At 41.1% G+C, this 25,592-nt stretch carries 26 protein-coding genes and 1 pseudogene; 11 read left to right on the top strand and 16 right to left on the bottom strand.

Features of this window, described 5'->3' with window-relative positions:
* Window positions 1-158: 158 nt before the first annotated feature.
* On the bottom strand, window positions 159-1,532 hold the full coding sequence (locus PR675_RS02590) for an MATE family efflux transporter (RefSeq protein WP_004919178.1): 1,374 nt from the start codon (window positions 1,530-1,532) through the stop codon (window positions 159-161).
* Window positions 1,533-1,816: 284 nt separating this feature from the next.
* Here PR675_RS02590 and PR675_RS02585 point away from each other — a divergent pair, with 284 nt between their 5' ends.
* Window positions 1,817-2,473 (top strand): riboflavin synthase, encoded by a 657-nt coding sequence (locus PR675_RS02585; protein WP_004919182.1) that lies wholly within the window; start codon window positions 1,817-1,819, stop codon window positions 2,471-2,473.
* 160 nt (window positions 2,474-2,633) lie between these two features.
* Here the strand turns inward: PR675_RS02585 and PR675_RS02580 are convergent, their stop codons facing one another.
* From PR675_RS02580 to punC, 4 genes are all read right to left on the bottom strand, one after another.
* Entirely contained in the window at window positions 2,634-2,909 is a 276-nt protein-coding gene (locus tag PR675_RS02580; RefSeq protein ID WP_004919184.1) for a putative quinol monooxygenase, read from the bottom strand.
* A gap of 26 nt (window positions 2,910-2,935) precedes the next feature.
* A complete protein-coding gene (locus PR675_RS02575) occupies window positions 2,936-3,691 on the bottom strand; it encodes a helix-turn-helix transcriptional regulator (protein ID WP_004919186.1) in 756 nt (251 codons plus the stop codon).
* Window positions 3,692-3,843: 152 nt separating this feature from the next.
* Window positions 3,844-4,992, bottom strand: coding sequence for a cyclopropane fatty acyl phospholipid synthase (cfa, locus tag PR675_RS02570; protein ID WP_014658221.1), 1,149 nt, complete (start codon window positions 4,990-4,992; stop codon window positions 3,844-3,846).
* Window positions 4,993-5,351: 359 nt separating this feature from the next.
* On the bottom strand, window positions 5,352-6,575 hold the full coding sequence (gene punC, locus PR675_RS02565) for a purine nucleoside transporter PunC (RefSeq protein ID WP_004919190.1): 1,224 nt from the start codon (window positions 6,573-6,575) through the stop codon (window positions 5,352-5,354).
* Between the two features lie 123 nt (window positions 6,576-6,698).
* Between punC and punR the strand changes: the two genes are divergently transcribed.
* Window positions 6,699-7,604 carry a DNA-binding transcriptional activator PunR gene (gene punR / locus PR675_RS02560; protein ID WP_014658223.1) on the top strand — a complete coding sequence of 302 codons (906 nt, stop codon included), beginning with the start codon at window positions 6,699-6,701 and terminating at the stop codon, window positions 7,602-7,604.
* Here the strand turns inward: punR and purR are convergent, their stop codons facing one another.
* Entirely contained in the window at window positions 7,605-8,630 is a 1,026-nt protein-coding gene (gene purR / locus PR675_RS02555; protein WP_014658224.1) for an HTH-type transcriptional repressor PurR, read from the bottom strand.
* Between the two features lie 269 nt (window positions 8,631-8,899).
* Between purR and cydH the strand changes: the two genes are divergently transcribed.
* On the top strand, window positions 8,900-8,983 hold the full coding sequence (cydH, locus tag PR675_RS20965; RefSeq protein ID WP_101495216.1) for a cytochrome bd-I oxidase subunit CydH: 84 nt from the start codon (window positions 8,900-8,902) through the stop codon (window positions 8,981-8,983).
* A 75-nt stretch (window positions 8,984-9,058) separates the two neighbouring features.
* Here cydH and sodB read toward each other — a convergent pair whose 3' ends face one another.
* Window positions 9,059-9,637, bottom strand: coding sequence for a superoxide dismutase [Fe] (sodB, locus tag PR675_RS02550; protein ID WP_014658225.1), 579 nt, complete (start codon window positions 9,635-9,637; stop codon window positions 9,059-9,061).
* A 700-nt stretch (window positions 9,638-10,337) separates the two neighbouring features.
* Here sodB and PR675_RS02545 point away from each other — a divergent pair.
* Window positions 10,338-10,685: a Grx4 family monothiol glutaredoxin gene (locus PR675_RS02545; protein ID WP_014658226.1), complete on the top strand. Its 348-nt coding sequence runs from the start codon at window positions 10,338-10,340 to the stop codon at window positions 10,683-10,685.
* Between the two features lie 80 nt (window positions 10,686-10,765).
* On the opposite strand, the gene rnt is transcribed toward PR675_RS02545, so the two are convergent.
* On the bottom strand, window positions 10,766-11,407 hold the full coding sequence (gene rnt / locus PR675_RS02540) for a ribonuclease T (RefSeq protein ID WP_004919199.1): 642 nt from the start codon (window positions 11,405-11,407) through the stop codon (window positions 10,766-10,768).
* A 118-nt stretch (window positions 11,408-11,525) separates the two neighbouring features.
* Window positions 11,526-11,933, bottom strand: coding sequence for a lactoylglutathione lyase (gene gloA, locus PR675_RS02535; RefSeq protein WP_014658227.1), 408 nt, complete (start codon window positions 11,931-11,933; stop codon window positions 11,526-11,528).
* A gap of 171 nt (window positions 11,934-12,104) precedes the next feature.
* Between gloA and PR675_RS02530 the strand changes: the two genes are divergently transcribed.
* On the top strand, window positions 12,105-12,344 hold the full coding sequence (locus PR675_RS02530; RefSeq protein ID WP_004919204.1) for a DUF1289 domain-containing protein: 240 nt from the start codon (window positions 12,105-12,107) through the stop codon (window positions 12,342-12,344).
* 555 nt (window positions 12,345-12,899) lie between these two features.
* Window positions 12,900-13,334, top strand: coding sequence for a transcriptional regulator SlyA (gene slyA / locus PR675_RS02525; RefSeq protein ID WP_036940025.1), 435 nt, complete (start codon window positions 12,900-12,902; stop codon window positions 13,332-13,334).
* 495 nt (window positions 13,335-13,829) lie between these two features.
* Here slyA and PR675_RS02520 read toward each other — a convergent pair whose 3' ends face one another.
* Window positions 13,830-14,297: a glycine zipper 2TM domain-containing protein gene (locus PR675_RS02520; protein ID WP_014658229.1), complete on the bottom strand. Its 468-nt coding sequence runs from the start codon at window positions 14,295-14,297 to the stop codon at window positions 13,830-13,832.
* 542 nt (window positions 14,298-14,839) lie between these two features.
* On the opposite strand from PR675_RS02520, the gene anmK reads away from it, so the two are divergent.
* From anmK to pdxY, 4 genes are all read left to right on the top strand, one after another.
* On the top strand, window positions 14,840-15,958 hold the full coding sequence (anmK, locus tag PR675_RS02515) for an anhydro-N-acetylmuramic acid kinase (protein WP_041705626.1): 1,119 nt from the start codon (window positions 14,840-14,842) through the stop codon (window positions 15,956-15,958).
* A 24-nt stretch (window positions 15,959-15,982) separates the two neighbouring features.
* Complete coding sequence (gene pdxH, locus PR675_RS02510; protein WP_004919212.1) at window positions 15,983-16,636, top strand: pyridoxamine 5'-phosphate oxidase; 654 nt, start codon at window positions 15,983-15,985, stop codon at window positions 16,634-16,636.
* A gap of 159 nt (window positions 16,637-16,795) precedes the next feature.
* A complete protein-coding gene (gene tyrS, locus PR675_RS02505) occupies window positions 16,796-18,070 on the top strand; it encodes a tyrosine--tRNA ligase (RefSeq protein ID WP_004919214.1) in 1,275 nt (424 codons plus the stop codon).
* Window positions 18,071-18,308: 238 nt separating this feature from the next.
* Entirely contained in the window at window positions 18,309-19,172 is an 864-nt protein-coding gene (gene pdxY, locus PR675_RS02500) for a pyridoxal kinase PdxY (RefSeq protein ID WP_014658231.1), read from the top strand.
* A 54-nt stretch (window positions 19,173-19,226) separates the two neighbouring features.
* Here the strand turns inward: pdxY and gstA are convergent, their stop codons facing one another.
* On the bottom strand, window positions 19,227-19,832 hold the full coding sequence (gene gstA, locus PR675_RS02495; RefSeq protein WP_014658232.1) for a glutathione transferase GstA: 606 nt from the start codon (window positions 19,830-19,832) through the stop codon (window positions 19,227-19,229).
* A gap of 249 nt (window positions 19,833-20,081) precedes the next feature.
* Here gstA and PR675_RS02490 point away from each other — a divergent pair.
* A pseudogene (locus PR675_RS02490) lies at window positions 20,082-20,947 on the top strand (DUF817 domain-containing protein).
* Between the two features lie 64 nt (window positions 20,948-21,011).
* Here PR675_RS02490 and fabI read toward each other — a convergent pair.
* From fabI to sapB, 5 genes are all read right to left on the bottom strand, one after another.
* Window positions 21,012-21,800 (bottom strand): enoyl-ACP reductase FabI, encoded by a 789-nt coding sequence (gene fabI / locus PR675_RS02485; protein ID WP_004919224.1) that lies wholly within the window; start codon window positions 21,798-21,800, stop codon window positions 21,012-21,014.
* Between the two features lie 150 nt (window positions 21,801-21,950).
* Window positions 21,951-22,754, bottom strand: coding sequence for a putrescine export ABC transporter ATP-binding protein SapF (gene sapF, locus PR675_RS02480; protein ID WP_004919225.1), 804 nt, complete (start codon window positions 22,752-22,754; stop codon window positions 21,951-21,953).
* Window positions 22,754-23,749, bottom strand: coding sequence for a putrescine export ABC transporter ATP-binding protein SapD (gene sapD, locus PR675_RS02475; protein ID WP_004919228.1), 996 nt, complete (start codon window positions 23,747-23,749; stop codon window positions 22,754-22,756). The genes sapF and sapD overlap by 1 nt, the downstream gene beginning before the upstream one ends.
* Window positions 23,749-24,639, bottom strand: a complete 891-nt coding sequence (gene sapC, locus PR675_RS02470; protein WP_004919231.1) for a putrescine export ABC transporter permease SapC — start codon at window positions 24,637-24,639, stop codon at window positions 23,749-23,751. The genes sapD and sapC overlap by 1 nt, the downstream gene beginning before the upstream one ends.
* A complete protein-coding gene (gene sapB / locus PR675_RS02465) occupies window positions 24,626-25,591 on the bottom strand; it encodes a putrescine export ABC transporter permease SapB (RefSeq protein ID WP_004919233.1) in 966 nt (321 codons plus the stop codon). Before sapB ends, sapC begins: the two co-directional genes overlap by 14 nt.
* Between the last annotated feature and the right edge of the window lies 1 nt (window position 25,592).

Genomic DNA, 25,592 nt, shown 5'->3' with positions numbered 1-25,592 from the left:
GTTTCAAAACTGTCAGGGTGACAACGGGAACGAATATTAACGTCCTACCGCCGTTCTGGCAAGGGGAAAATGTATTTTCGTGATAGTTTGCTCGTATTTACAGCGACTAAAGCAAAAATACATTCCCCAATCGAATAATTTGCTTGTTATTCCATCAATTAGCGCGTTGAACGAAGTAAAACAACGCTATCAGGTTGCCTATGGATCCACCAAATACGGGTGGCCATACCCACGGCAGCCGCACTTAGACCCACAATAAATCCGATCCAAAAGCCTTTAGGCCCCATCGCAGGGAAGATAAAGTCAGTTAATGCGAGTACATAACCCACAGGTAACCCTAAAATCCAGTAAGCGGTAAAGGTAATAAAGAAGATAGAACGCGTATCTTTATAGCCGCGTAAAATACCTGCACCGATGACCTGCACCGAATCTGAAAGCTGGTAAATCGCTGCAAATAGCATGAGGCTTGAAGCGAGAACAACTACTTCAGGGCTTTTGTTATACATTAACGCAATAGGTTCACGTAAGGTTGCCGTCAGGATCGCGGTACAGCATGCGACTAATAAGCCAACTGCCAAACTGGTATAAGAAGAGACTTTCGCTGCTTCAGTCGATTGTTGTCCAAGGTTATAACCCACACGGATAGTGGCAGCGATACCCAATGACAATGGGAACATAAACATGACCGAGCTGAAGTTTAATGCAACTTGGTGTCCTGCAACTGCCACGACACCCAGCGGCGCAACCAGCAATGCGACGATGGCAAATAGTGTCACTTCAAAAAATAACGCTAACCCAATAGGTGCACCTAAAACAAAAATACGTTTCATAATAAGTGGGTTAGGGGAAGCAAAGGGTTGTGTCGCCTTAATATCGCGTTGTGAGCCCGCTCTTTTTACGTACCAACGCATCATAATGCACATTACCCAGTAGACTGATGCAGTTGCGACACCACAACCCACACCACCTAATGCAGGCGCACCAAAATGCCCATAAATAAAGATATAGTTAATGGGAATGTTGACCATCAAGCCGAGAAAACCAATCACCATGCCTGGTTTGGTTTTGGATAGACCTTCACATTGGCTACGAAAGACCTGATAAAATAGATAGCCGGGCGCACCCCACATAATCGCATGTAAGAAACGGACAGACTTATCTGCTAGCTCTTCATTAATATGCGGCATGTTACCAATAATTAACTTACTATTATAAAGTAAAAAGATCACACCCAGTGAAAGGAAGAACGCTAGCCATAGCCCTTGCTGAATTTGATTACCAATTAACTGACGGCGACCAGAACCATTCATCTGTGCGACGATAGGTGTCAGTGCCATTAATAACCCCTGACCAAAAAGAATAGCTGGCAGCCAGATAGAAAATCCAACTGCAACTGCTGACATCTCGGTTTCACTGACACTACCTGCCATCACGGTATCCACAAAACCCATCGCCGTTTGTGAAAATTGAGCAAGAATGATCGGAATGCCGAGAGCGAGCAAGCTACGCGCTTCTGTAAAATATTTCTGCACGCATACACCTTTAGAGTAATAAATACTGATTAATAGAATATAGAGAAAGAAATGCTAATGATTTTTGATAAATCAAATAGTTAATAGCAACTTTATATTTTAACTCTTTTGATAACTTAAGCCAATGATCTGTTGTTCTTAATATGAAAGAAAGTTGTGTATGGAGCGGCATGATAATGTTACACAAATTCACACATAGGTTGAGCCAAACCACTCAAATTAGATAGATCTCTAAGAATGTTTAGGTAAACTGAGACTATCAATTCATAGCACTGAGAATCATTATGTTTACAGGTATCGTTCAGGGGACTGCCCCAATTGTTGAGGTTACAGAGAGAGCTAACTTTCGTACCCATGTGATGAAATTTACACCAGAACTGCTTGTCGGCTTAGAGACCGGCGCTTCCGTAGCGCATAATGGTTGTTGCCTAACAGTAACAAAAATAGATGGCGAATATGTTAGCTTTGATTTAATCAAGGAAACACTCAGGCTAACCAACCTAGGTGAATTGAAGGTTGGTGATGTTGTTAACATTGAAAGAGCTGCAAAGTATGGTGATGAGATAGGCGGCCATGTGGTATCAGGCCACATTGTGACGACCGCAGAGATCAGTAAAATCTTCACATCAGAAGATAATCATCAAATTTGGTTGTCTATCTATGACAAAGCATTGATGAAATATATTTTACACAAGGGGTTTGTTGCGATTGATGGGATCAGTCTCACTGTCGGTGACGTAATCAATAACCGTTTTTGTGTACATCTGATCCCTGAAACCTTAGCAAGAACCACATTAGGTTTGAAACGGCTGGGGGATAAAGTGAACATTGAAATAGACCCACAAACTCAAGCGATAGTTGATACAGTCGAACGAGTTTTATTGCAGAAAGAGCAGGAAAAAAAAGCTCAAGAAGCGATTACACAGGCAAGCGATAACTAAATGTCACCCTTTGTATGAGGGAAACTGAAAATGCTATAGCACCGAGGAGTTAGCTGGTGTTATAGCATTAAAAGTCTGATAAGTTTTACTATCTTAAGGGGAAATCCCTTGTATTTGCACTTTTGTTGGGTTTTTTAGTACCAAGTATTAATTTGCGCCACTATGCTTTTTCGCTAAAATTAATAGAAATGCTAGCATTATCACGTTCAATTGCTTCAACGAGCCGTTTAAAATGCGCTGACTTTTTATGCATTTCAAGCGCATCGGTACTTTCCCATTCTTCAAAAACGATGTAACCATCCTCTTTAGTGATAAGGTCATATTTAATGCATCCTTGCTCACGACGACTTAGCTTAGCTAAATTTTTGATTATGTCTTTGGTTAAAAATCCATTCTTATTTTCTGTTGTGATTTGTGCATATACAACAATACTCATTCCGTTCTCCTTATGTGTATCGAGAACTATCTTAAAGGGAACTTGGCTTTTGTATTGTAAAAAAACGAATAATGAGACTTCAAAAAAGCAGACGGCGTCATCGTGAAATAACGCTTAAAATCACGATAGAAATGGGACTGATCATAATAGCCTGTTTCTAGCCAGCGATAGGTATCTTGCTCGGCAAGCATTGCCTTAAGTAGTTGTTCTAGACGGCAATTTATCTGATATCTTTTAGGGGTAATGCCATATTCTTTTAAAAATTCTTTTTGTATAAAACGTGCGCTGTATCCCATTTCATCAGCAATATCATTAATCTTTTTGGTTGGATTTCGGTAGAGGATCGCCAATATATCATCCACTAATTGATGCTGTTTTGAGACTTTCGTCGCATTAAAACAATCAAGGAGTCCTTTAAAGGATGATTTCGATAACTCTTTATACCAAGGATCCTGCCATATATCGGCTAACGCGGTCGGTATATCGGTATAAGTTAAGATGCGTTTAGGTAATAAAAAACGCACGGCATCATGGCGTACACGCAATACCATGAGCTTCCCATGATTAGGCTCTGCGGTAAAAGTGTCGATACGCGGAATAACAAGCTGATATTTGTTGACTTGTTGATGGTGATCAGTAGACAGACGTAACGCTTTGGTAGAAACCCAAATTTCTGCGCCAGTACCAGGAAAAATTTTAATCGGTGTTGTAAATTTCTTGATAATTAGAATCGAACTGATAAAACCATTCAATTCCGTTGGCGGATAATACTGTTTGAGCATAATTCCTACATAGCGAGTTGTTCGAATCACTTATAATAACGTTTTTTAGTCGAAAGACTAATTAAAATAATATTTATGCATTATTAAAGGCTCTATAAAGAGATTCATCTCAATAATAGAGCCTTTATAAGAAGGAATATTCCGTAATTGTGTTACCGAGGAACTCTAATGCCTCCGCTAACGCCGTTCGGACTCCAGAGGATTTGCCACAACTGAATATCTCTTGCTCGGAAAGCGCCAGCACAAGAGTTTAAGTAATAGGTAAACATACGTTTAAAGCGAGGAGTATAATTATTACTTAGTTCTGACCAACTATTTAAGAAGCGTTCATACCAAGCCATTAACGTTTTATCGTAATCAGCCCCAAAATTGTGCCAATCTTCCATGATAAATTTACCTTCACTTGAGTTCCCAATATTTTGAATAGAGGGTAATACGCCATTTGGGAAAATATATTTACCAATCCACGAGTCCACATTGACTTTATTTTTGTTAGAACCAATTGTGTGTAACAAAAATAAGCCATCGTCTTTAATATTTCTACGTGCCACATCGAAATAGGTTGCGTAGTTTTTAGGGCCAACGTGTTCAAACATGCCGACAGAGACGATGCGATCAAATTTATCATTTAACTCACGGTAATCTTGCAAAATGATATTAACGTCTAAGCCTTTACAACGCTCTTGTGCGAGTTTTTGTTGCTCTTTAGAGATAGTGACCCCTGTAACAGAGGCGCCATAATGGCGAGCGGCATAGGCGCTTAAGCCTCCCCAGCCACAACCAATATCTAAAAGGCGCATACCCGGCTCTATTTGCAGTTTGCGACAAATTAGATCCAATTTATTAATTTGTGCCTGTTCAAGTGATGTCGCATCATGCCAATAACCGCAAGAATACTGCATATAAGGGTCAAGCATTAGGGTAAAAAGATCATTACCCAAATCATAGTGCTCTTCTCCTACAATCCAAGACCGTTTTTGGGTTTGCAGGTTTCTTAGGCGCGCCATAGCGACTTTCATGATATCGGTAAGGTTATTCGGCAGCTTAGTGTCGAGTTTCGCTTGCAATACTTTATAGAAAAATATATCTAAGCGCTCACAGTCCCACCAGCCGTCCATATAACTCTCGCCAAGACCGAGAGACCCTTTTTGTAAAACCCTTTTATAAAAATCGGTATTATGTATTTGAATATCGAAAGGGCGAGAGCCGTTTATTTCTATGCCTGCTTGGTTTAATAAAGACTCTGCGATCCTTTGCCAATTCGAAACTTTCGCTTTAGTTTCATCTACACAAGTGCTCATATGCTCTCCAACTTGAGATGAAGGTTTTTGAGATAGAATTTCAGTTTGCTGAAAGTGTAGGGTTGCGAAGAATAGCTTCACAAAGACAGGAGCGCATTTATACCGTCGCGCCCTGAGTTTAAACCATCAATATTTATTAACTCAAAAATCACTTCGGACTAAGTATTATCCGAGTATAGAAGCGATAGTTTTATTTAACAATGGCGAAAAATGTCACTTTAGCCAGAAAAGTAGAATTTGAAAGTAAATATACAGAATTGGAATGTCAAATAAAGAGTGGATGATTTTAAAAAGACGACTTAATTAGGTTTTTTATTCCAAATCAGCCACTACAGAGTAGTGGCTGATAGCAAAATTAGTTATTGAGGCTGATATTCTGCATTTTTCCGTGATGATTCAGTGCAATCTTTTGTGTTTTGAACAAAATAACCAATAATCATTGGTAATATTGTTATTGCCATGACACCTGTTGTGGATAGTAGCGGATCAAAAGGTAATGCGGAAACTAATATACTGGCGACAAAACACAATCCCAGTTGTAAGGTATTTTGCAATGCGGCAGCTTTACCACTTGCCTGAGGGTAGGCATTCAGTGCTTTTGAAACTGCAATTGGGTAAGAAGCACCGTTCATTGCTGCCATAAAACAAAAGGGGATTAAGATCATGGTTAGGCTTGGTGTGGTATAAATTGCCATTACAAACAGAATTGACATACTCACAGCATAGCCGATCAATAATAATGGAAATAAGATTTCAGCACGGACTTTGATTAATAAAAAACGACATCCATAACCACCAATAATAAAGGCAAGAGTTTGAGGAATATAACTCAGACCAATATCTGCTGGGTCAAAACCCATATTTCTTAAAATAAAAGGTGACCCCGTTAACCAAGCAAAGAAACCGGCACTACAGGATGCGTAAACCAAAACGTTACCACTGTATATACGTGAGCTGAGTAATTTTAAAAATGAAACGGACTCTTTTCCTGATGTACTACTAATGATCTCTTTTGGGGCAACATTTTTTAATAAAAATGTCGGAAGTAATAATAAAACCCCAACGGCCATTAAAACAACAAAGATAATTTCCCAATCATAATGCTCAAGCACCCATGCACCCAATAAAGGCGCCAAAGCAGGAGAAAGAGCAACTAGGGGCATAATGGTCGCAAACACTTTTTGCGTACTAGAGGAGTCATAACGGTCGATAACTAGTGCTTGCCAAAGAACGGCTGCACTACAGACGCCAATTGCCTGTAAAAAACGTAAGATAAGCAGTTGTGTTGCACTGGTGACCCATAACATCCCTAAACAACTTAAAATAAAGAGTGACAAACCGGCAATGAGGATCGGTTTACGACCTAGCTTATCCGATAAAGGCCCCCATAGCAGTTGAGCAAGGGCAAATCCCCCTAAGAAGATACTTAGAGAAGCACTAATTGCGCCTTCAGAAGTATTTAATGCAGTTTGCATTGACCCAAATGCGGGAAGATACATATCAATAGCTAAGAACCCTAGCATACTCAACCCAGCAAGGTAGAACATAAAGCCTGGGGAGTTTTTTGTCGCTGTATTTGTCATGGCAGATTACTTATCTAAAATTTACAAAATTGTTAATAGATACCCTATTGTATAGGTTGTATTTTTACATTGTGAAACGGTAATATTTGGAATGTGCTATCAAAATTTTTGAAAGGTATCGTTATGTGGTCAGCTCATTCCTTAGAAGTGATTGATGCAGTTGCAAGAACTGGGAGTTTTAGTGGTGCAGCAGAGGAGCTTCACCGAGTGCCTTCTGCGATTAGCTATACGGTCAAGCAAGTCGAGGAATGGCTTGCAGTACCGATATTTGAGCGCCGTCACCGCGATGTTGTTTTAACAGAGGCTGGGGAAATATTTATCAAGCAAAGTCGATCTGTTATCAAAAAAATGACACAGACACGCCACCAGTGTCAGCAAGCCGCAAATGGCTGGCGAGGGCAGTTTAGTATTGCGGTTGACTGCATAGTGAAACCTCAACGAACGGAGCAATTGATCCTCGATTTCTATCGCCACTTCCCAGACATTGAGTTGTATATCCATCCTGAAGTTTTTAACGGTGTTTGGGATGCGCTTGCGGATGGGCGTGTCGATGTGGCTATTGGTGCAACACGCGCCTCACCGATCGGCGAACGCTATAGTTTTCGCGATATGGGGTTTATGTCATGGTTATGTGTTGCCAGTCCTAACCACCCATTAGCGCAGTTAAAGGGAGGATTAACGGATGACCAAATGCGTGAATACCCAAGTCTGTGCCTTGAAGATACATCAAGGAACCTACCCAAACGCGATACATGGGCACTAGATAACCAGAGGCGTTTAGTCGTGCCATTTTGGGAAAATGGAATGGCATGTTTAGTGAATGGGTTATGTGTTGGGATGGTACCTGAACACCGCGGAGCGCCATTTTGTGAAGCTGGAAAGCTTGTGCCATTACAATTAACACAGCCGTTTCCGCCAAGCCCATGCTGTTTAACTTGGGTTGAAAAAAATACCTCACCGGCGTTGAGTTGGTTACTTGAATACTTAGGAGACAGTGAAACACTCAACGCCGAATGGCTAGCTCCTTAATTAGCGGCGGTAATCGATGAACGGACCATCAGCCACTGAGCGCCGTTCAACTAAACGTGGATGCACTTCGATTGTTTGTGCATCTTCACGTTTATTCACTATGCGATCTAGTAACATAGCGAATGCCATTTGGCCTAAGCGTTCTTTAGGTTGATGTATTGTGGTTAATGCAGGGGTGAAATAACGTGCATTGCGCACATTATCATAACCTATAATGGAAATATCTTGAGGAACCCGTAGCCCCATTTCGTCAGCGGCACAAATGGCGCCCATCGCCATGATGTCACCACCACAGAATACGGCAGTGGGTTTTTGCTTATTACTCAAAATTTGCATCATGGCTTTATAGCCTGACTCAGGTTCAAAGTCGCCTTGAACAATCCATTCGTCACGTAAAGTGACCTTCGCCTCTTCCATGGCCTTTTTAAAGCCAGTGAGCCGCCCAATCCCTGTATTTCTTTCCAAAGAGCCGGGGATCACCGCAATATCGCGATGGCCTCGGTCAATTAAGTAACGACCCGCGAGATAGCCGCCATGGAATGAATTATCAATGATACTGTCAGTAAAGTCACCGCGTGATGTTCCCCAATCCATAACGACCATTGGGATGTTACGGTAATCTTCTAACATATTGATTAGTTTATCAGGATATTCAGAACACATGACGAGTAGGCCATCGACACGTTTTTGTGCCAGCATCTGTAAATAAGCTTGTTGTTTACCTAAGTTATTATGCGAATTACATAAAATTAGAGTATAGCCTTTCTCATAACAACTGTTTTCAACAGACTCAATGACCTCAGCAAAATAAGGTGCCTCACTCGATGTCGCGAGCAAGCCGATGGATTTTGTATGATTAACTTTCAAACTACGAGCAACGGCACTCGGCGAATAATTGAGTTCTTTTATTGCAGCCCAAACAGCAGCCTTAGTATCATCGGCTACAAAGCGTGTTTTGTTAATTACATGGGATACGGTTGTGGTGGAGACGCCAGCGCGCTTCGCCACATCTTTAATCGTTGCCATGGGGAAAAAAAACTCCTGACCAATAAGCGGTCTTGTCATGAATTCTTATTAAAAATTACCAGCATATTGAGGCATAGTACCTTAACTGGCAATAATTTAGCGATTTGTTATCGATTTTGTCTGATCTAGCGCAAAAACAAAAGAAATAATTGATGTTATAACCTGTGATATAGACACTGGTTTTTATAAATCGTCATGTCATACTTATTTAACCATGTTAAAGTTATGGTTATGTTGCTGGTTAACTGTTCGTTTGATGAGAGGAACTCATGGATACAGATTTTAAATTTGGATTATTAGCAGCGTTAGGTTCTTTGGCTGTGATCATTGCTTTTGCAGTACATATTTTCTAATTTTGCCTTTTAAATAAAGGTAGAATGAATAAGGGCGAGTGAATACTCGCCCTTATTGTTAGTGATAAAAATCAATTAAGCTAGATTTTCTTCAACAAATTTCCAATTAACCAGCGCCCAGAAGTTCTCTAAATACTTAGGACGTGCATTGCGGTAGTCAATATAGTAGGCGTGCTCCCAAATATCGACAGTAAGAAGAGGTTTGTCATCACCAGAGATAGGGGTGCCAGCGTTAGAGGTATTTACAATCGCTAAGCTGCCATCAGTTTTTTTAACTAACCAAGTCCAACCAGCACCAAAGTTTTTGGTTGCTGCATCAGTGAACTGCTGTTTAAATTCAGCGAAAGAACCAAATGCTTTGTTAATCGCTTCTGCGACTTTACCTGTTGGTTCCCCGCCAGCGTTTGGCGCTAAGCAGTTCCAGTAGAAAGTGTGATTCCAAACTTGTGCCGCATTGTTAAAAATACCAGCATCTGAGGTTTTAATGATCTCTTCGAGTGATTTACCTTCGAAAGCAGTACCTTTGACTAAGTTATTCAGGTTAACAACATAGGTATTATGGTGTTTACCATAATGGTACTCGAGTGTTTCTTCCGAGATATAAGGTTCTAGAGCATTCTTAGCATAAGGTAGAGCGGGTAGTTCAAAAGACATTGCGTACTCCTTGTTTAGGTGTAAAACAACACATATGGGTGTAGTGCTCATAAAGTTGAGCGAATATTTTTATAGCCATGATCATGCTGTTAATGTGCATAAACTGAACATTTATGCGGCATGAACTATTATTTAATATATTAATAATAGCACGATATGGCTGCCTGATTGTAGGCTTAGACATTATAGGGTTATCTTAACAAATCTTACTGATAAATACACCGTAAAATCATAGGGATATTATTTTATCAGCAGAGTTTCACCGTAACTGTAAACGGGGAGATGAACGTATGGCTTTTCAATAGCGGGTGGATGACTAACGTGTAGTTAGCTCATAACTACCGTCGCTCTCCTGATTGTTCCCTAATACCAAATAAATTTGTGAGATAGGCTGATAGTTCAGTGAGACTGTTATTCGTTGGTTTTTTATCATTGCGGGAGAGTATGGCAGGAAAGAGTGATGCAGAGCAGGGAGCGTGCTGGGTAGTAGATTTATTTGACTTGAATCATAAATAAGTCACAATACAAGCAAACCAAAGGAGGGGCTTAACACCCCTCTTTTTCATTCGTAATCGCAGCTTAACTCATTGATGTATTAAGAGTGAAATGTAGTATTATGTAGTATGTTTTTTGTTCTGTATTTTTTATCTGATTGAAAAACAAGAAATATACTAATTATATTAATGTTAAGGAAGTAAAAATGACGACAATTGAAAGAATCGAACGCCAGATTAAAGAAAACCCAATCCTGCTGTATATGAAAGGCTCTCCTAAGCTTCCTAGCTGCGGTTTTTCTGCTCAGGCAGTTCAAGCGTTATCTGCTTGTGGTGAACGTTTCGCTTATGTCGATATCCTGCAAAATCCAGATATCCGTGCAGAGCTACCAAAATACGCAAATTGGCCAACATTTCCCCAATTATGGGTTGACGGTGAATTAGTAGGTGGTTGTGATATCATCATGGAAATGTATCAGCGTGGTGAATTACAGTCACTGATTAAAGAAACAGCAGACAAGTACCGTCCTGCTGATGAGACGAAAGCTGAGTAATCTCGTCATTAATGTATCTAAAAAGACCGTATTAAGCGTTTAGACTAATACGGTCTTTCTATTTCGGATACGGCTATTTTTTACTCTTGCTCCGCTGGTGGCCATCCACCGAGCTTTTTCCACTTATTAACTAACTCACAAAAAAGAAGAGCAGTGCGGTTTGTATCATACAAAGCGCCGTGAGCCTGTTTACCGTCGAAAGGGATCCCTGCTGCGACACAGGCCTTAGCTAAAATCGTTTGCCCAAAAACAAGGCCACTTAATGCAGCGGTATCAAAAGTCGCAAAAGGGTGGAAAGGGTTACGTTTTAAACCCGCACGTTCAGCGGCATTCATGACAAAGCTGTGGTCGAATGTGGCGTTGTGAGCCACAATGATAGCTCGATTACAATCGGTCGCTTTCATCCCTTTTCGTACCATTTTAAAAATGGCATGCAGTGCTTCATACTCACTAACAGCACCACGTAAAGGGTTAGTTGGGTCAATCCCCGTAAAAGCTAACGCAGCGGGTTCTAAATTAGCCCCTTCAAAGGGTTCAACATGAAAATGAAGTGTTTCATCAGGCGATAACCAGCCATCTTTATCCATTTTGAGCGTGATGGCGGCAATTTCAAGTAGACCATCCGTTTTGGCATTAAACCCACCAGTTTCTACATCAATGACAACAGGGTAATAGCCCCTGAAGCGGCTAACCAGTGCGTTAGGATTATTTTTATCAGACATTAGGCTTTCATTTTAGGTTTCCGGTTGTTGGTTATTATGCCAAAAACCGAAAAGTTTTGCAGATAAACTCACACTAGGCAGCATATGAACTGCCTAGTGACTTAAGAATCGAAATGAATTAATTACCGAGGCCTTTGCTAGCACTTTTGTTCTCAATTAGCTCGATTTTGTACCCATCAGGGTCTTCTACAAAAGCAATAATTGTACTACCACCTTTGACTGGGCCTGCTTCACGTGTCACATTTCCACCTGCACGGCGGATATCTTCACAGGTCTGAGCGACGTTATCGACACCGAGGGCAATATGGCCATAAGCTGTGCCTAATTCGTAACTATCAACCCCCCAGTTATAGGTGAGCTCAATTACGGCACCTTCACTTTCGTCACTGTAACCCACGAATGCCAATGAATATTTATACTCAGGGTTTTCACTGGTACGCAGTAGACGCATACCGAGAACCTTCGTGTAAAAATCAATTGAACGCTGCATATCCGTCACACGTAACATGGTATGTAGTAAGCGCATAAGAGAACTCCCTTGAATTAACTAAATGAAACTGAATCGTTTTAACGACTAATATAACGTACCTATTATCTTTAACACAATGAAATAGGTTTATTTATTGTACAAATAATAGATATAATCGTATTAGTGGAGTATATCATTAATTGGTGTTTTTAGTTAGGTGATATCAGTATGGCAGAGCAACTCGAGTTTTTTGAAATTCAAAGCCCTTGTCGTGGGATTTGCCAAGCCAATGAGCAAGGTTATTGCCGTGGTTGCTTTCGCTCTAGGGAAGAACGTTTCGGATGGTTAAAATTTACCGATAGCCAAAAGCGTAATATCTTACGTTTATGTCGTCAGCGCTATATTCGTTCAATAGCCGTCAAAACTCAGCAAGATGACTCACCTTCACCTCAACAAGAGCTTTTTTAATTGTTATCAACGCACTCATCCCCCATCAATCTTTTTAATTAAAGTTTTTTAACGACTATTCGTTGAAGCGTAATTAAATTGAAATGAAATTAATAAAACATAGTTAATTACTTCATATATCCTTCAATTAAATTTTAGTTATTCAAAATAATAATCAAATAAGGGCAAAGCTACCGAAAATGGCATGATTTTAAGATTAACTATATTTAATTGTTTTTAAAGGAGTAATCGGCAATTGTCTTTTTTATTGTTAATTGTAATTACTATAAGGGTTAAAATAGATAGATTCGAAAGAGGAGTAAGGCTATTCTTATTAACAAGATCATTGATAGTCTATGTGAGTAAATAAAACGATGTTTAATATATAAAATGAGTGGATTTAATGGGTGATTAAAATCACAAATCAAATGATTGACTATGACTATAAATAGGTATTTATCATGGTTTTTTCTAATAATTAGTTGTCATAGCAAGAAGGAGTGAATATATAATTTAAAGAATAATTTATGGGTTGTATATTTGTTGGGCAGAATAGTGTTATATAAGGAGGGAACATTGGAGTCACAAATAGGAGCTGATTTATCACGTGTTGTACGCATGTGGAGATCACTGATTGATCATCGTTTGAAACCACTTAAGCTAACGCAAACGCATTGGATTACGTTACATAATATTAGCCAGCTACCGCCGGAGCAGTCGCAAATTCAACTTGCAAAAGCGATTGGTATTGAGCAACCTTCATTAGTGAGAACATTAGATCAGTTAGAGGAAAAAAAACTGATTTCTCGTCACACTTGTGCGAATGACCGTCGTGCAAAAAGAATAAAACTGACACCAGAGTCTGAGCCATTTATCAAAACAGTTGATGAGGTAATTGATAATACACGCAAAGAGATTTTAGGAAATATTACACAGGATGAACTGGGTCAGTTATCATTATTGTTACTGAAATTAGAGAAAAATATTTTACGATTACAAGGAGATTTATAATTAGTGAAATTATTAATGAGCTAAGTACATTATTAAACTTTAAATCATTATGACAAGATTAATTATCTATTTTATTGATAGAACTTTTCTTCTGATTTTTTCGCCTAATAAATTAGTATGAAACTAAATTATTGGCTTTATTTATTGTTTGATGATAAATCATTTTTATTTTAACTGATTTATAAGATAGAAGGGTGTTTAAAGTTTACTGCTGTTAACTTGAGTAGCAAGTGATACTTTTTAGATTAATTGTGTTTTGAGGAACAAATCAAACAGCGTAAAAATAATCATTGGAATTTAAGCAAACATTAATATTTGTCAGTTATTTACAGATGTTCAACGGTTTGTTGGTACTGCATAAGATGTCAAATCCAAAGTCCAATAAGGAAGTGAAACTGTAGATGTATGATGACTACACAACAATGGTTTAGGTAACCTTAAAATTAAGAAGATATGTTCACCGGTCAGAATTTTGCCGGTGAACATATACTAAGATTAACGTGGAGAAACAGTGACCGTGCCGCCACTATTTGCAATCATGACACGTTGGCCAGAACGGAAAACACTTGGATCTTGTTTTTGAACGACGACAATGTTTTTGCCGCTATCAAGACGGATCTCTAACTGTACACCTTGGCTTCTATTCAGCGCACCTTGGGCTTCTTGGCCTGCTAAACCACCCGCAATAGCCCCCGCAGCGGTTGCAAGCGTTTTACCAGAGCCGCCACCAATGGTGTTACCCAATAGGCCGCCTAGTACCGCACCACCAATTGCACCGATAACGTTTCCATCATCACCTGCTTGGATAGTAACAGGGCGAGCATTAAGCACAGTGCCGTAAGTCACAGTCTGTACTTGTTTCGCGTCTTTAGCTGAAATAGTATCACCAGAAAGTGTACTGGTATTGACACAGCCAGATAATACAGTGACTGCTACAACACCGACGAAAACTTTCTTAAGCATAATTACTCCTATGAGACTTGCTGTCTGTGGCACTAACATAGCATTGGATTGTTGTTTTAACCATAATCACAATATGAAGATGACCATTATGATGTAGGGCTAAAACGGGTATCAGACTACTGATTTTGTTTTAAACAAAGTGTAAACACTAGGTAAAATATCTCAAAGTAGGAAATATTTCATAAAGTAAGGCACACTTTGTTAAATGTTTCCATTAAATAAATTGACGATACAAATATCATTGTGTGTTAATTGCACAAAAATTGTTCTAATTACCCAATGACGACCCTTGTTTGCATTGATAAATACCTTAGCTTGTTAATTATACTATAACTTATAATTGGCTAGGTAGATATTCGAGCGCCCAAATAACCTTATTGTCGATATTTTAAACGTAAAATCGTCAGGATCCGTGTACTGACTTTTTTTCTGCGAGTCAGCCCGAGAAATTACAATGTGTGGTTGACAAACTCCCCCATCAAAGCACAATCTTTTGAAGCTTAAATTCACAAAGCGTTATGCAACCTAAAGGAACAATAATGATAAAGTCAGGTCGTTATATAGGGATTATGTCAGGAACCAGCTTAGATGGGGTTGATGTTGTTCTTGCAGCGATTAGCGATAAATTTGTTGCTGAGCAATTAAGCATTAGTGTTGCGTTTCCTGTGGAGCTAAAAAAAAGAATTCTTAATATTTGCCAAGGCCAAGAAACCACATTATCTGAAATAGGAAAAATTGACCGTGAATTAGGGTCACTTTATGCCGATGCTGTGAATCAATTATTGGCGAAAGCCGGCATTCCCGCAAAAGATATCATTGCAATTGGTTGTCATGGGCAAACCGTCTGGCATGAACCCGATGGCCCGCAACCTTTTACCACACAACTGGGCGATAACAATAGAGTTGCCGCATTAACAGGCATTACGACGGTGGGGGATTTTAGGCGTCGCGATATGGCCTATGGTGGACAGGGGGCTCCATTAGTACCTGCATTCCACTTGGCAGTATTAGGCCATGCAATAGAAAAAAGAATTATATTAAATATTGGTGGCATATCGAACATTACCGCTTTACTGCCGGGGGCTTATGTCAAAGGTTACGATACCGGGCCTGGTAATATGTTGATGGACACATGGATATGGCGTCATAAACAGTGTGCATACGATGAAAATGGTCATTGGGCGAGTACAGGTACGGTACATCAACCTTTGCTCAAGGCGATGTTACGTGATCCGTACTTCCGGCGGTCGGCACCAAAAAGCACTGGGCGTGAATATTTTAATATGCAATGGTTAGATAAGCACTTATCTGACTTCCCTGATATTTTACCTCAAGATGTGCAAGCGACTTTATGTGAATTAACCGCCGCGTCAATTGCCGAGCAGATTTTACTGTGTGGCGGCTGTGAACGTTTAATTGTTTGTGGGGGTGGTGCAAAAAATAGCTTTTTGATGCAGCGCCTAGCGGCTTTGCTTCCGGGGACAGAGGTGGGGCCAAGTGATAAATATGGTTTAAGCGGTGATGATATGGAAGCATTAGCTTTCGCATGGCTGGCTGCTCGAACTATGGCTAATTTGCCGGGGAATCTTGCATCCGTGACAGGCGCTGAACGTGAAACGGTGTTAGGTGCGATTTATCCCGCGAATATCGATGAAAAATAATTGCGTTAAGGAAATAAGTAAGCGATGAATGACGCACAAAATTTAGAGTTAGCAGCATTACGCCGTGAATACACGAAAGGTGGTTTAAGGCGATCTGACTTAACGGCTGACCCACTAGATCTGTTTGAGAAGTGGTTAAAACAGGCCTGTGAAGCGAATTTAAGTGACCCTACTGCAATGTGTGTTGCGACTGTTGATGAAACAGGTCAGCCGTATCAACGTATTGTTTTGTTAAAGCACTTCGATGAAAAAGGGTTGGTCTTTTATACCAACATGGGGAGCCGAAAAGCGCAGCATTTAGGAAAAAACAATAAAGTCAGCTTACATTTCCCATGGTATCCACTTGAGCGCCAAGTGAGTTTTTTAGGGGTGGCAGAGCGTTTAAACCCTATTGAGGTCGTCAAGTATTTCCATAGTCGTCCAAAAGATAGCCAGATTGCGGCTTGGGCATCTCAGCAATCATCCAGAATTTCAGCGCGTAGCATTTTGGAAGGTAAATTTTTAGAACTAAAACAAAAGTTCCAAAATGGCGAAGTGCCACTACCGAGTTTTTGGGGTGGTTTCCGTGTGGTATTCAATAGTGTTGAGTTCTGGCAAGGGGGAGCCAACCGGTTACATGACCGTTTTATTTATCAGCGAGACGGGGATGGCTGGAAAATTGATAGATTAGCGCCGTAATTAAATGTTTTTTAGCTGGCACTTCACAGCTAGGCGCTTTATGCTATAGGTTCGTTTACGAAAACTGACAAGCGACACCTACGAGATTGGGTAATCACTCCCAGCTCGAGGTCATTTTACTAAAAATAGATAGACAAAATTCAACTGATGGAGTCATTGATGTCTAGCAATAACCTGATTAAACAATTGCAAGAGCGGGGCCTCGTTGCCCAGGTAACGGATGAGGATGCGTTAGCAGAGAGACTGGCGCAAGGCCCTATCTCTCTCTATTGCGGCTTCGACCCTACCGCCGACAGCTTGCACTTGGGACATCTGGTTCCCTTGCTGTGTTTAAAACGATTCCAACTAGCCGGGCACAAGCCTGTGGCGTTGGTCGGTGGCGCGACGGGTCTGATTGGCGATCCGAGTTTTAAAGCCTCTGAGCGTAAATTAAATACCGCAGAGACCGTCCAAGAATGGGTAGAAAAAATCCGTAATCAAGTATCGCCTTTCCTAAGTTTTGATTGTGGCGATAACAGCGCTAAATTAGCCAACAACTACGATTGGTTTGGTAAAATGGATGTGCTGACTTTCTTACGTGATATTGGTAAACACTTTTCTGTTAACCAAATGATCAACAAAGAAGCGGTAAAACAACGCCTAAATCGTGATGATGTGGGGATCTCTTTCACTGAGTTTGCTTATAACCTGCTGCAAGGTTATGACTTCGCAAACCTCAATAAAGAGCATGGTGTTGAGTTACAAATTGGTGGTTCTGACCAATGGGGTAACATTACTTCGGGTATTGATTTGACTCGCCGTTTAAATCAAAACCAAGTATTCGGTATGACTGTACCGTTAATCACCAAATCAGATGGTACTAAATTCGGTAAAACTGAAGGTGGTGCAGTCTGGCTTGATCCTAAGAAAACCAGTCCATACAAATTCTACCAATTCTGGATCAATACGGCTGATGCTGACGTCTATCGTTTCTTAAAATTCTTTACCTTCATGGAGTTAAGCGAAATTGATGCACTTGAAGAAGAAGATAAAAACAGCGGTAAAGCGCCACGTGCACAATATGTTTTAGCTGAAAATGTAACTCGACTGGTACATGGTGAAGAAGGTTTAGCCGCGGCGCGTCGTATTACTGAAAGCCTTTTCTCTGGTGCAGTGTCTGATTTGACCGAAGCAGATTTTGAACAACTGGCTCAAGATGGTATGCCATGCATTACACTTGAAAATGGTGCTGACTTACAGCAAGCGCTTGTTGATTCAGAGTTAACGCCTTCACGCGGACAGGCAAGAACAGCAATTAGTTCAAATGCGGTGGCAGTTAACGGTCAAAAACAGACCGATCCAATGTATGTGTTCAGTGATTCTGATCGCCTGTTTGGGCGTTTCACACTGATCCGTCGTGGTAAGAAAAACGACTGCTTAATCAACTGGAAATAACGCTGACGAACCTTTGTCCTACTAGCCCGAGAAGTTCTCGGGCTATTTGTATTCATCATATTTTTCAGATGGCATGATTGACTAAATATATTGAGTTACTGTGAACATACCTGTTTCTATGAACGTTAGTATTGCCTCATTGGTTGGTCACATCTATTTGGAATTATTTTGAATCTATATACGCAATGGTGAATCACTGATTTCGCTTCATTCGATTTAACAATTCCTTGGGTCTTCCATGAAAAGTGTTCTCTCAATTCAATCCCATGTTGTTTTCGGTCATGCAGGAAACAGTGCGGCTGTCTTTCCTATGTGCCGTATGGGCGTCGATGTATGGCCACTCAACACCGTACAATTTTCCAATCATACGCAGTACCCGCAATGGACGGGCACAGTTTTTCCCGCTCAACATTTAACAGAGATTGTTAGCGGCTTAGCTAAAATTCATAAATTAGACATTTGTGATGCCGTCTTAAGCGGTTATATCGGCTCTGCTGAGCAAGGCAATGATATTCTTGCGATTGTCAAACAAGTCAAAGCAGCAAATCCACAGGCGCTCTATTTTTGTGATCCGGTAATGGGGCATCCAGAGAAAGGATGTATCGTTGCTCCAGGAGTCGCTGAGTTTTTATGTCAACAAGCCTTACAAGCTAGTGACATCATCGCACCTAACCTACTTGAGTTAGAAACACTGTCAGGAAAAACCATTGCAACGGTAGAGCAAGCTGTGGAAGCAGCACGTCAATTATGTTGCAAAGGGCCTAAAATTGTTCTAGTCAAACATCTAAGTCGAGCGGGCTACAGAGCCGATCGTTTTGAAATGATTTTAGTCACCGCAGAGCATAGCTGGCATGTGAGCCGACCTTTGGTTGATTTTGGTGAAAAGCAGCCGGTAGGAGTGGGGGATTTGACGAGTGGTTTGATGCTGGTGAATTTATTAAAAGGTGAAAGTTTGCCTAAAGCTTTAGAGCACGTTGCTGCCGCTGTTTATGAGGTGATGTTACAAACCAAAGTAATGGGTGAGTATGAGCTTCAATTAGTTGCGGCGCAGGATAAGATGGTTACACCAGAACATAAATTCTGTGCAACCGCACTTGATTAAAGTGTGCAAACAAATAGAACAGGTAGCGCTCCATTATGGAGCGCTACAGTAAAATCAGATCAAACCTTCAGCAGCTAATGCTTCTTGGACTTTAGGGCGCTTAGCGACTTTGTCTCGATACTCTGTTAAATGTTTCAGATGAGTAATATCAACACCGACGATTTTTGCCCAGTTACTCACAGTAAATAAATAAGCATCAGCAACAGTAAAGCTGTCATCGGCAAAGAAGGCTTTTTTAGCCAGTACATCATCAACATATTGGAATTTTTTGATGAGTGTCGCTTTAGCCATCTCTTTATACTCATCAGGAGTGCCTGGCGTGAATAAAGGTGCAAAATTCTTATGTAGCTCAGTAGAAATAAAATTCAGAGCCTCCAATTGATGGTAGCGTTTCATCGTACCTGCTGGCGCGATTAGATTTCTATCTTGTTTTTGATCAGCGAGATACTGGACGATCACGGCTCCTTCAGTTAGCTGTTCGCCATCATCTAAGATTAAAGTAGGAACTTGCCCTTTCGGGTTGATAGCTAAGAAATCTTCGCCATTTTCGGTTTTCTTCTCTTTTAAATTGACACGCACAATGCTGAAATCCAGCCCTGTTTCGCGCAAGATAATGTGAGGGGAAAGGGAACAAGCACCGGGAGCATAATACAATTTCATCATAAAACTCCTAAATAGTTATATTGGCAATCAGCAGACTAATATCATCCATAGTATATCATGACGCATGAGAAAGCATTTGCTTTAAGATGTCAGTATTTATTCGTTTTAGAGTAGGCAGATGATTAGATGTAACTTTAGTAAATAATTAAGACTAATGCCTTATCTTTTATTGTGTGGAACTTGTTAGGATCCGCGTTCAAAATCAGCTATCACAGAGTCGCCACTTTATAACGTTAGGCTTGTAACATGGAAAGTATGTGTAACAAATTAAAAATATTAAATAAACTTGATAACGTATTAATGGCGCATACGCCTAATCAGAGTACTGGATTTAAGCGTTTTGTTTTAGAATTTTGGTTTTTTGGCTTAATCAATGCGCGCTCATGCTTATTTGCGGGCTTCTTTTTTTTAGCATTGTTTCTTGTTCCTGTTAAAGGTCTATTTGGTTTACCTCGCTATGATATTTTACTGGTGTTTGCAGTACTATTTCAGGCTTTTCTTGTTTGGTCAAAGTTAGAGACTTGGGATGAGCTAAAAGCGATTTGTGTTTTCCATTTAGTGGGGTTTATCATGGAGTTGTTTAAAACTTCAGCGACAATAGCCTCGTGGCAATACCCCGATGAAGCCTATAGTAAACTGTGGGGAGTTCCTCTATTTACAGGATTTATGTATGCGGCTGTTGGTAGTTATATTATTCAGTCGTGGCGTTTTTTTAAAGTGCGTATTGAGCATTACCCACCTTATTGGATGGCAACATTGGTGGCTTTAGCGATATACATTAATTTTTTAGCCATCATTATATTGATGATTACCGTTGGTATTTAACGGCTTTTATTTTTGGCCTATATGCACGTAGTACCGTTTTTTATACTCCCTTAGATAAAGAGCGGCGAATGCCATTATTACTTGCGTTTATGCTGATCGGCTTTTTTATTTGGTTAGCGGAAAATTTCGGAACCTTTTTTGGGGTTTGGCAATACCCGAACCAAATTGGTGCGTGGTCGGTTGTGCATGCAGGGAAGTGGGGAGCTTGGTCTTTATTAGTCATTGTGACTTTTACGATTGTCGTTCATCTTAAACATATTAAGGCGAATGTCACAATCGCTCGTTAAATGCGGTTGTTTTTAAAAGCAAAACGCCATCCGGAGATGGCGTTTGTCATCAATCAACTAAAACTTATTTAAGTTCCAGTTCATTCATTGCGGCAATGCTGAAACCACCATCAACATGTACGACTTCACCAGTAATACCTGCTGCAAGATTTGAGCTTAGGAATGCCGCTGTATTACCCACGTCTTCGATAGTGACTGTACGACGAATTGGCGTTACAGCTTCGCAGTGTGCCAGCATTTTACGGAAGTCTTTGATACCTGATGCCGCGAGTGTACGGATTGGGCCTGCTGAAACCGCGTTGACACGGATACCTTGAGGACCCATTGCATTTGCCATATAACGAACGTTAGCTTCTAAAGAGGCTTTAGCAAGACCCATTACGTTATAGTTAGGAATAGCGCGCTCAGCACCTAAATAGGTAAGCGTCAGTAAAGAAGCATCTGGGTTTAGCATGTTACGGCATGCTTTTGCCATCGCAACAAAACTGTATGCACTGATATCGTGAGCGATACGGAAACCATCACGTGTTACCGCGTCAACATAATCGCCGTCAAGCTGATCTGCTGGTGCAAAGCCGATTGAGTGGACAAAGCCATCAAATTTAGGCCAGGATTTTCCTAATTCAGCAAACATAGCGTCAATACTTGCATCAACAGCAACATCACACTCAAGAACGATGTTAGAGTTTAAAGATGCAGCAAACTCTTCGACACGAGGTTTTAATTTTTCGTTTTGATAAGTGAACGCCAGTTCAGCGCCTTGTTCATGCATTGCTTTAGCAATACCGTATGCAATTGATAATTTACTGGCAACGCCAGTGATTAGAATGCGTTTGCCGGTTAAAAAACCCATAGCATTATCCTTGTTTATTTTCTATTGAAAACGCGAATATAACAGAAGACACCGTGTCTTGGGTAGTTTTCGCATTTTTTATTGACGAATCGTCGATATCTTACCATGTATTGCATAAAGAAGGGTATTTTGCTGTTCTCCTCGGAGCAGTCAAATATCCTGTCGCCATGCTTCAATGGATAAAGGTTCGCCGAAATGGCTCTCAATCAATCGACGGGTGACATCATGAAGTGGTGACGCTAGCACTTCAGCAGTATTTCCGCGCTCGACGACAACCCCTTTATCCATGACTAACATTTTATCGCTAATATGCTTCATCATTCCTAAATGCTGCGTGACATAAATGTAAGCAATATCCTGCTTTGCCTGCAACTCCAACATCAGATTGATAATTTGTGAACGCATTGACATATCTAAGGAGGCCAATGCTTCATCCGCAATAATAATTTCAGGCTGTAAAATTAGCGCTCTTGCCAATGCGACACGCTGCTTTTGTCCTGACGCAAGCATATGAGGGTAATATTCTGCATGATCGGCCAATAGACCCACTTGGCGAAGCGTTTGAATAATACGGCGCTCTCGCTCAATACCGGTCAGTTCCGTGTTCAGCTTTAGTGGTAACTCAAGGGTTTGACCAATACGTTGGCGAGGGTTTAGCGAGGTGCTGGGATCTTGGAATATCATACGGATACGCTGGCTACGGTAACTGTAGTCACCATAACTGAGGCGGTGACCGCGGATCATAATCTCGCCTGCGGTCGGCTCCGTGACGCCGGATAACATACGAGCAAGGGTTGATTTCCCCGAACCGTTGGCACCAATAATGGCTAATGTCTGGCCTGCCTGTAAGTTAAAGCTCAATGGTTTCACCGCTTCTAATTCATAACGGCGGAATAGCCCCTCGCGAAAACGAAAAGTTTTGGTGAGATTGCGAACCTCAAGTAACGTTTCCATCAGGATGGTTCCTCCGTATTTAGCGGATAATGACAGGCAAACAGATGGTTTTTGATATTACGTAGAGGTGGAGCCACGATACATGTCCGTTGTGCATAAGGGCAGCGGGGGCCAAGGCGACAGCCAATTGGAAGATGTTCCAGCGATGGGATGGCGCCCGGAAGGGTATTTAATCGGCCTTTATGGGGAATCGGGCTTTCAAAATCAGGTATTGAACGAATCAGTGCTTGTGTATAGGGGTGGCGAGGACGTTGCAAAATATCCTCTGGTGTTGCGCTTTCAACAGTTTGACCACAATAAAGCACGTTAATTCTATCCACGAGTTTTGACATCATTTCCATATCATGGCTGATCAACAAGATAGTCATATTATTGTTTTGATTAAGCTTATCGAGCAGTCGGAAAATTTGTGCTTGGGTAGTGGACTCCATCGCATTGGTTGGCTCATCGGCTATCAATAAACGTGGCTGATTCGCAATTGCAATGGCTATCATGACTTTTTGACATTCACCATCAGTAAGTTCATAAGGGTAGCTACGCATAATGTCTTTATGATCTTTGATCCCCACGCGGTGTAATAATTCGATGGCTCGGCGCTTACGCCAATTAAAACGTTGCCACCAACGACCTTTATAAGTCCAGCCTGGGATAGCCTGTATCAATTGCTTGCCAATATTTTCGGCGGGGTCGAGACAAGATTGCGGCTCTTGGAAAATCATCGAAATATTATGACCGATCAACCGACGACGCTTACGAGGGCTAAGTTTAAGTAAGTCAATATCTTGGAAGCGAAAGCGGTCGGCGGTAACACGGATATTATCTTTGGTGACGCCACAAATGGCTTTGGCAATGAGGCTTTTACCTGAGCCAGACTCACCAACTAAGCCACGGACTTCCCCCTCAGTAAGGGTCATCGAAATACGGTCAACGGCTTTGACTGGGCCGTTGGCTGTCATAAATTCAATGGTCAAATTGCGGATGTCTAACAATGGCATTATTCAACCCCCGCATTGATTGCTCGGTGTAAGCCATCACCGAGTAAATTGACGAATAAGACACTTATCATAATCGCTGCACCGGGCAAAATGACTGACCAAGGGGCGACATAGATAAGCTCTAAACTATCCCCTAACATGGCACCCCACTCAGAAGAGGGCAACTGTGCACCCAGATCAAGAAAGCCCAGCGCGGCAATATCCAAAATAGCGATAGAAAGTGCTCTCGTCAGCTCTGTTACTAAGATTGGGGTAATGTTAGGTAATACGGTATACCACAAAATAAAAATATTTGATGCGCCGTCAAGCCTAGCAGCAACAATATACTCTTTATCTAGCTCATCGTGAACAGCAACATAAATTGTTCTTACCATGCGAGGGATCAGGGCTAAGCAGATTGCGAGCATAGCATTTTGTAAACTCGCGCCCATGAATGCAACCACGATAATGGCAAGTAACAAAGACGGGATGGATAACAATGTATCAAGTATATGGTTGAAAACCGCTGACTTTAAGCCCCGTGTCATCCCTGCTAGACAGCCTAATATCAGGCCTATTAGAGTGGCAATAAAAGTGATTAATAATGCCGCGCCGAACGTCGATTTTGTGCCCAAAATGAGGCGGCTTAGGATATCCCTGCCGAGGTCGTCAGTACCTAGGAAAAAGGCGACATTACCATAGTGAGACCAAGAAGGCGGTAATAATTGGTAACCTAAGAATTGCTGATCGATGGTATAGGGCGCGATATAAGGGCCAATAAAAGAGAGCGCCAATAAAAATAGCACGCCATAGAAACCGATCATCGAGAGAATATCAGATGAAAAAATATTCCAGACAACCCGCGTAGGGGAAGGCATCTTCTGTTCACGATAAAAATTATCTGAGGACATACCAATCCTTATGTTTTAACGGATCCATCATTGCCCCTAAAATATCAGACAGTACGTTAACGGTAATCACTAAGGCCCCAATCAACATGACGCCAGCAGAAATAGCAGAGTAGTCTTGTTGGCGGATGGCGGTGACTAACCAACGCCCCAGTCCTGGCCAGTTAAATACCAATTCGGTCACCATGGTCAGTGTTAACATGGTAGAGAATTGTAGGCCTAATTTAGGGATAATTGGCGGGATCGCATTGTGGAAAATATGACGACGGATAATGGTAAGTCGTGATAACCCACGCGTTGCAGCCGCTTTAATGTAATTTTCACTGGCTATCTCTTCAGTACTATTTCGAACTAAACGAATGACCTCGGTAGTCGGAGCCAGAGCCAGTGTTAATACAGGTAAAATCATATGTTCGAGTACGTTTATGATCATTTGTTGGCGATAAGGTGAGTCGGAAAGCCAAGCATCAATTAATGCAAAACCTGTAACAGATTTTAGATTATAGAGAAGATCAATACGCCCAGACACTGGCAGCCAGCCTAATCGTAGTGAGAAAAACAGTGTCAAGACTAACGCTAACACAAAGACGGGTACAGAAAAGCCAAGTAATGCAAAGGTGCTGATTGCAATATCCGCGGGTTTATTTCGCCAAAAGGCGGCAATCATCCCTAAAGGAATACCGACGATCAGGGCAAACATAAAGGCTAAAATACACAATTCCATTGTTGCAGGGAACGTGTCTTTTAATTGCTCTGTAATGGGTTCGCCATTAATACTGGAAACGCCAAAATCAAAGTGGAGTAGACCATCGAAATAAAATAGATAAGCATCAATAAGCGATGCGCCGCTTAAAGGCGCATTAGGCGTGAAATAGCTGAGGCTAAAGCTCACCAAAGAGAGAAAAAAAACGGTGACTAACAGCAAAAGTAAACGACGCAGCGAATAGATGATCATG

Origin of the sequence: Providencia sp. PROV261 (assembly GCF_028477945.1) — a bacterium.
GTDB lineage: Bacteria > Pseudomonadota > Gammaproteobacteria > Enterobacterales > Enterobacteriaceae > Providencia > Providencia stuartii.
Note: the sequence above shows the minus strand (reverse complement) of the source record. Positions and strands in the feature narration are given on the sequence as shown.

Coding starts and splice junctions, on each gene's coding strand:
- PR675_RS02585 (WP_004919182.1), top strand. CDS start 1,817: ATGTTTACAGGTATCGTTCAGGGGACTGCCCCAATTGTTGAGGTTACA.
- PR675_RS02580 (WP_004919184.1), bottom strand. CDS start 2,909: ATGAGTATTGTTGTATATGCACAAATCACAACAGAAAATAAGAATGGA.
- PR675_RS02575 (WP_004919186.1), bottom strand. CDS start 3,691: ATGCTCAAACAGTATTATCCGCCAACGGAATTGAATGGTTTTATCAGT.
- cfa (WP_014658221.1), bottom strand. CDS start 4,992: ATGAGCACTTGTGTAGATGAAACTAAAGCGAAAGTTTCGAATTGGCAA.
- punC (WP_004919190.1), bottom strand. CDS start 6,575: ATGACAAATACAGCGACAAAAAACTCCCCAGGCTTTATGTTCTACCTT.
- punR (WP_014658223.1), top strand. CDS start 6,699: ATGTGGTCAGCTCATTCCTTAGAAGTGATTGATGCAGTTGCAAGAACT.
- purR (WP_014658224.1), bottom strand. CDS start 8,630: ATGGCAACGATTAAAGATGTGGCGAAGCGCGCTGGCGTCTCCACCACA.
- cydH (WP_101495216.1), top strand. CDS start 8,900: ATGGATACAGATTTTAAATTTGGATTATTAGCAGCGTTAGGTTCTTTG.
- sodB (WP_014658225.1), bottom strand. CDS start 9,637: ATGTCTTTTGAACTACCCGCTCTACCTTATGCTAAGAATGCTCTAGAA.
- PR675_RS02545 (WP_014658226.1), top strand. CDS start 10,338: ATGACGACAATTGAAAGAATCGAACGCCAGATTAAAGAAAACCCAATC.
- rnt (WP_004919199.1), bottom strand. CDS start 11,407: ATGTCTGATAAAAATAATCCTAACGCACTGGTTAGCCGCTTCAGGGGC.
- gloA (WP_014658227.1), bottom strand. CDS start 11,933: ATGCGCTTACTACATACCATGTTACGTGTGACGGATATGCAGCGTTCA.
- PR675_RS02530 (WP_004919204.1), top strand. CDS start 12,105: ATGGCAGAGCAACTCGAGTTTTTTGAAATTCAAAGCCCTTGTCGTGGG.
- PR675_RS02520 (WP_014658229.1), bottom strand. CDS start 14,297: ATGCTTAAGAAAGTTTTCGTCGGTGTTGTAGCAGTCACTGTATTATCT.
- pdxH (WP_004919212.1), top strand. CDS start 15,983: ATGAATGACGCACAAAATTTAGAGTTAGCAGCATTACGCCGTGAATAC.
- tyrS (WP_004919214.1), top strand. CDS start 16,796: ATGTCTAGCAATAACCTGATTAAACAATTGCAAGAGCGGGGCCTCGTT.
- pdxY (WP_014658231.1), top strand. CDS start 18,309: ATGAAAAGTGTTCTCTCAATTCAATCCCATGTTGTTTTCGGTCATGCA.
- gstA (WP_014658232.1), bottom strand. CDS start 19,832: ATGAAATTGTATTATGCTCCCGGTGCTTGTTCCCTTTCCCCTCACATT.
- fabI (WP_004919224.1), bottom strand. CDS start 21,800: ATGGGTTTTTTAACCGGCAAACGCATTCTAATCACTGGCGTTGCCAGT.
- sapF (WP_004919225.1), bottom strand. CDS start 22,754: ATGGAAACGTTACTTGAGGTTCGCAATCTCACCAAAACTTTTCGTTTT.
- sapD (WP_004919228.1), bottom strand. CDS start 23,749: ATGCCATTGTTAGACATCCGCAATTTGACCATTGAATTTATGACAGCC.
- sapC (WP_004919231.1), bottom strand. CDS start 24,639: ATGTCCTCAGATAATTTTTATCGTGAACAGAAGATGCCTTCCCCTACG.
- sapB (WP_004919233.1), bottom strand. CDS start 25,591: ATGATCATCTATTCGCTGCGTCGTTTACTTTTGCTGTTAGTCACCGTT.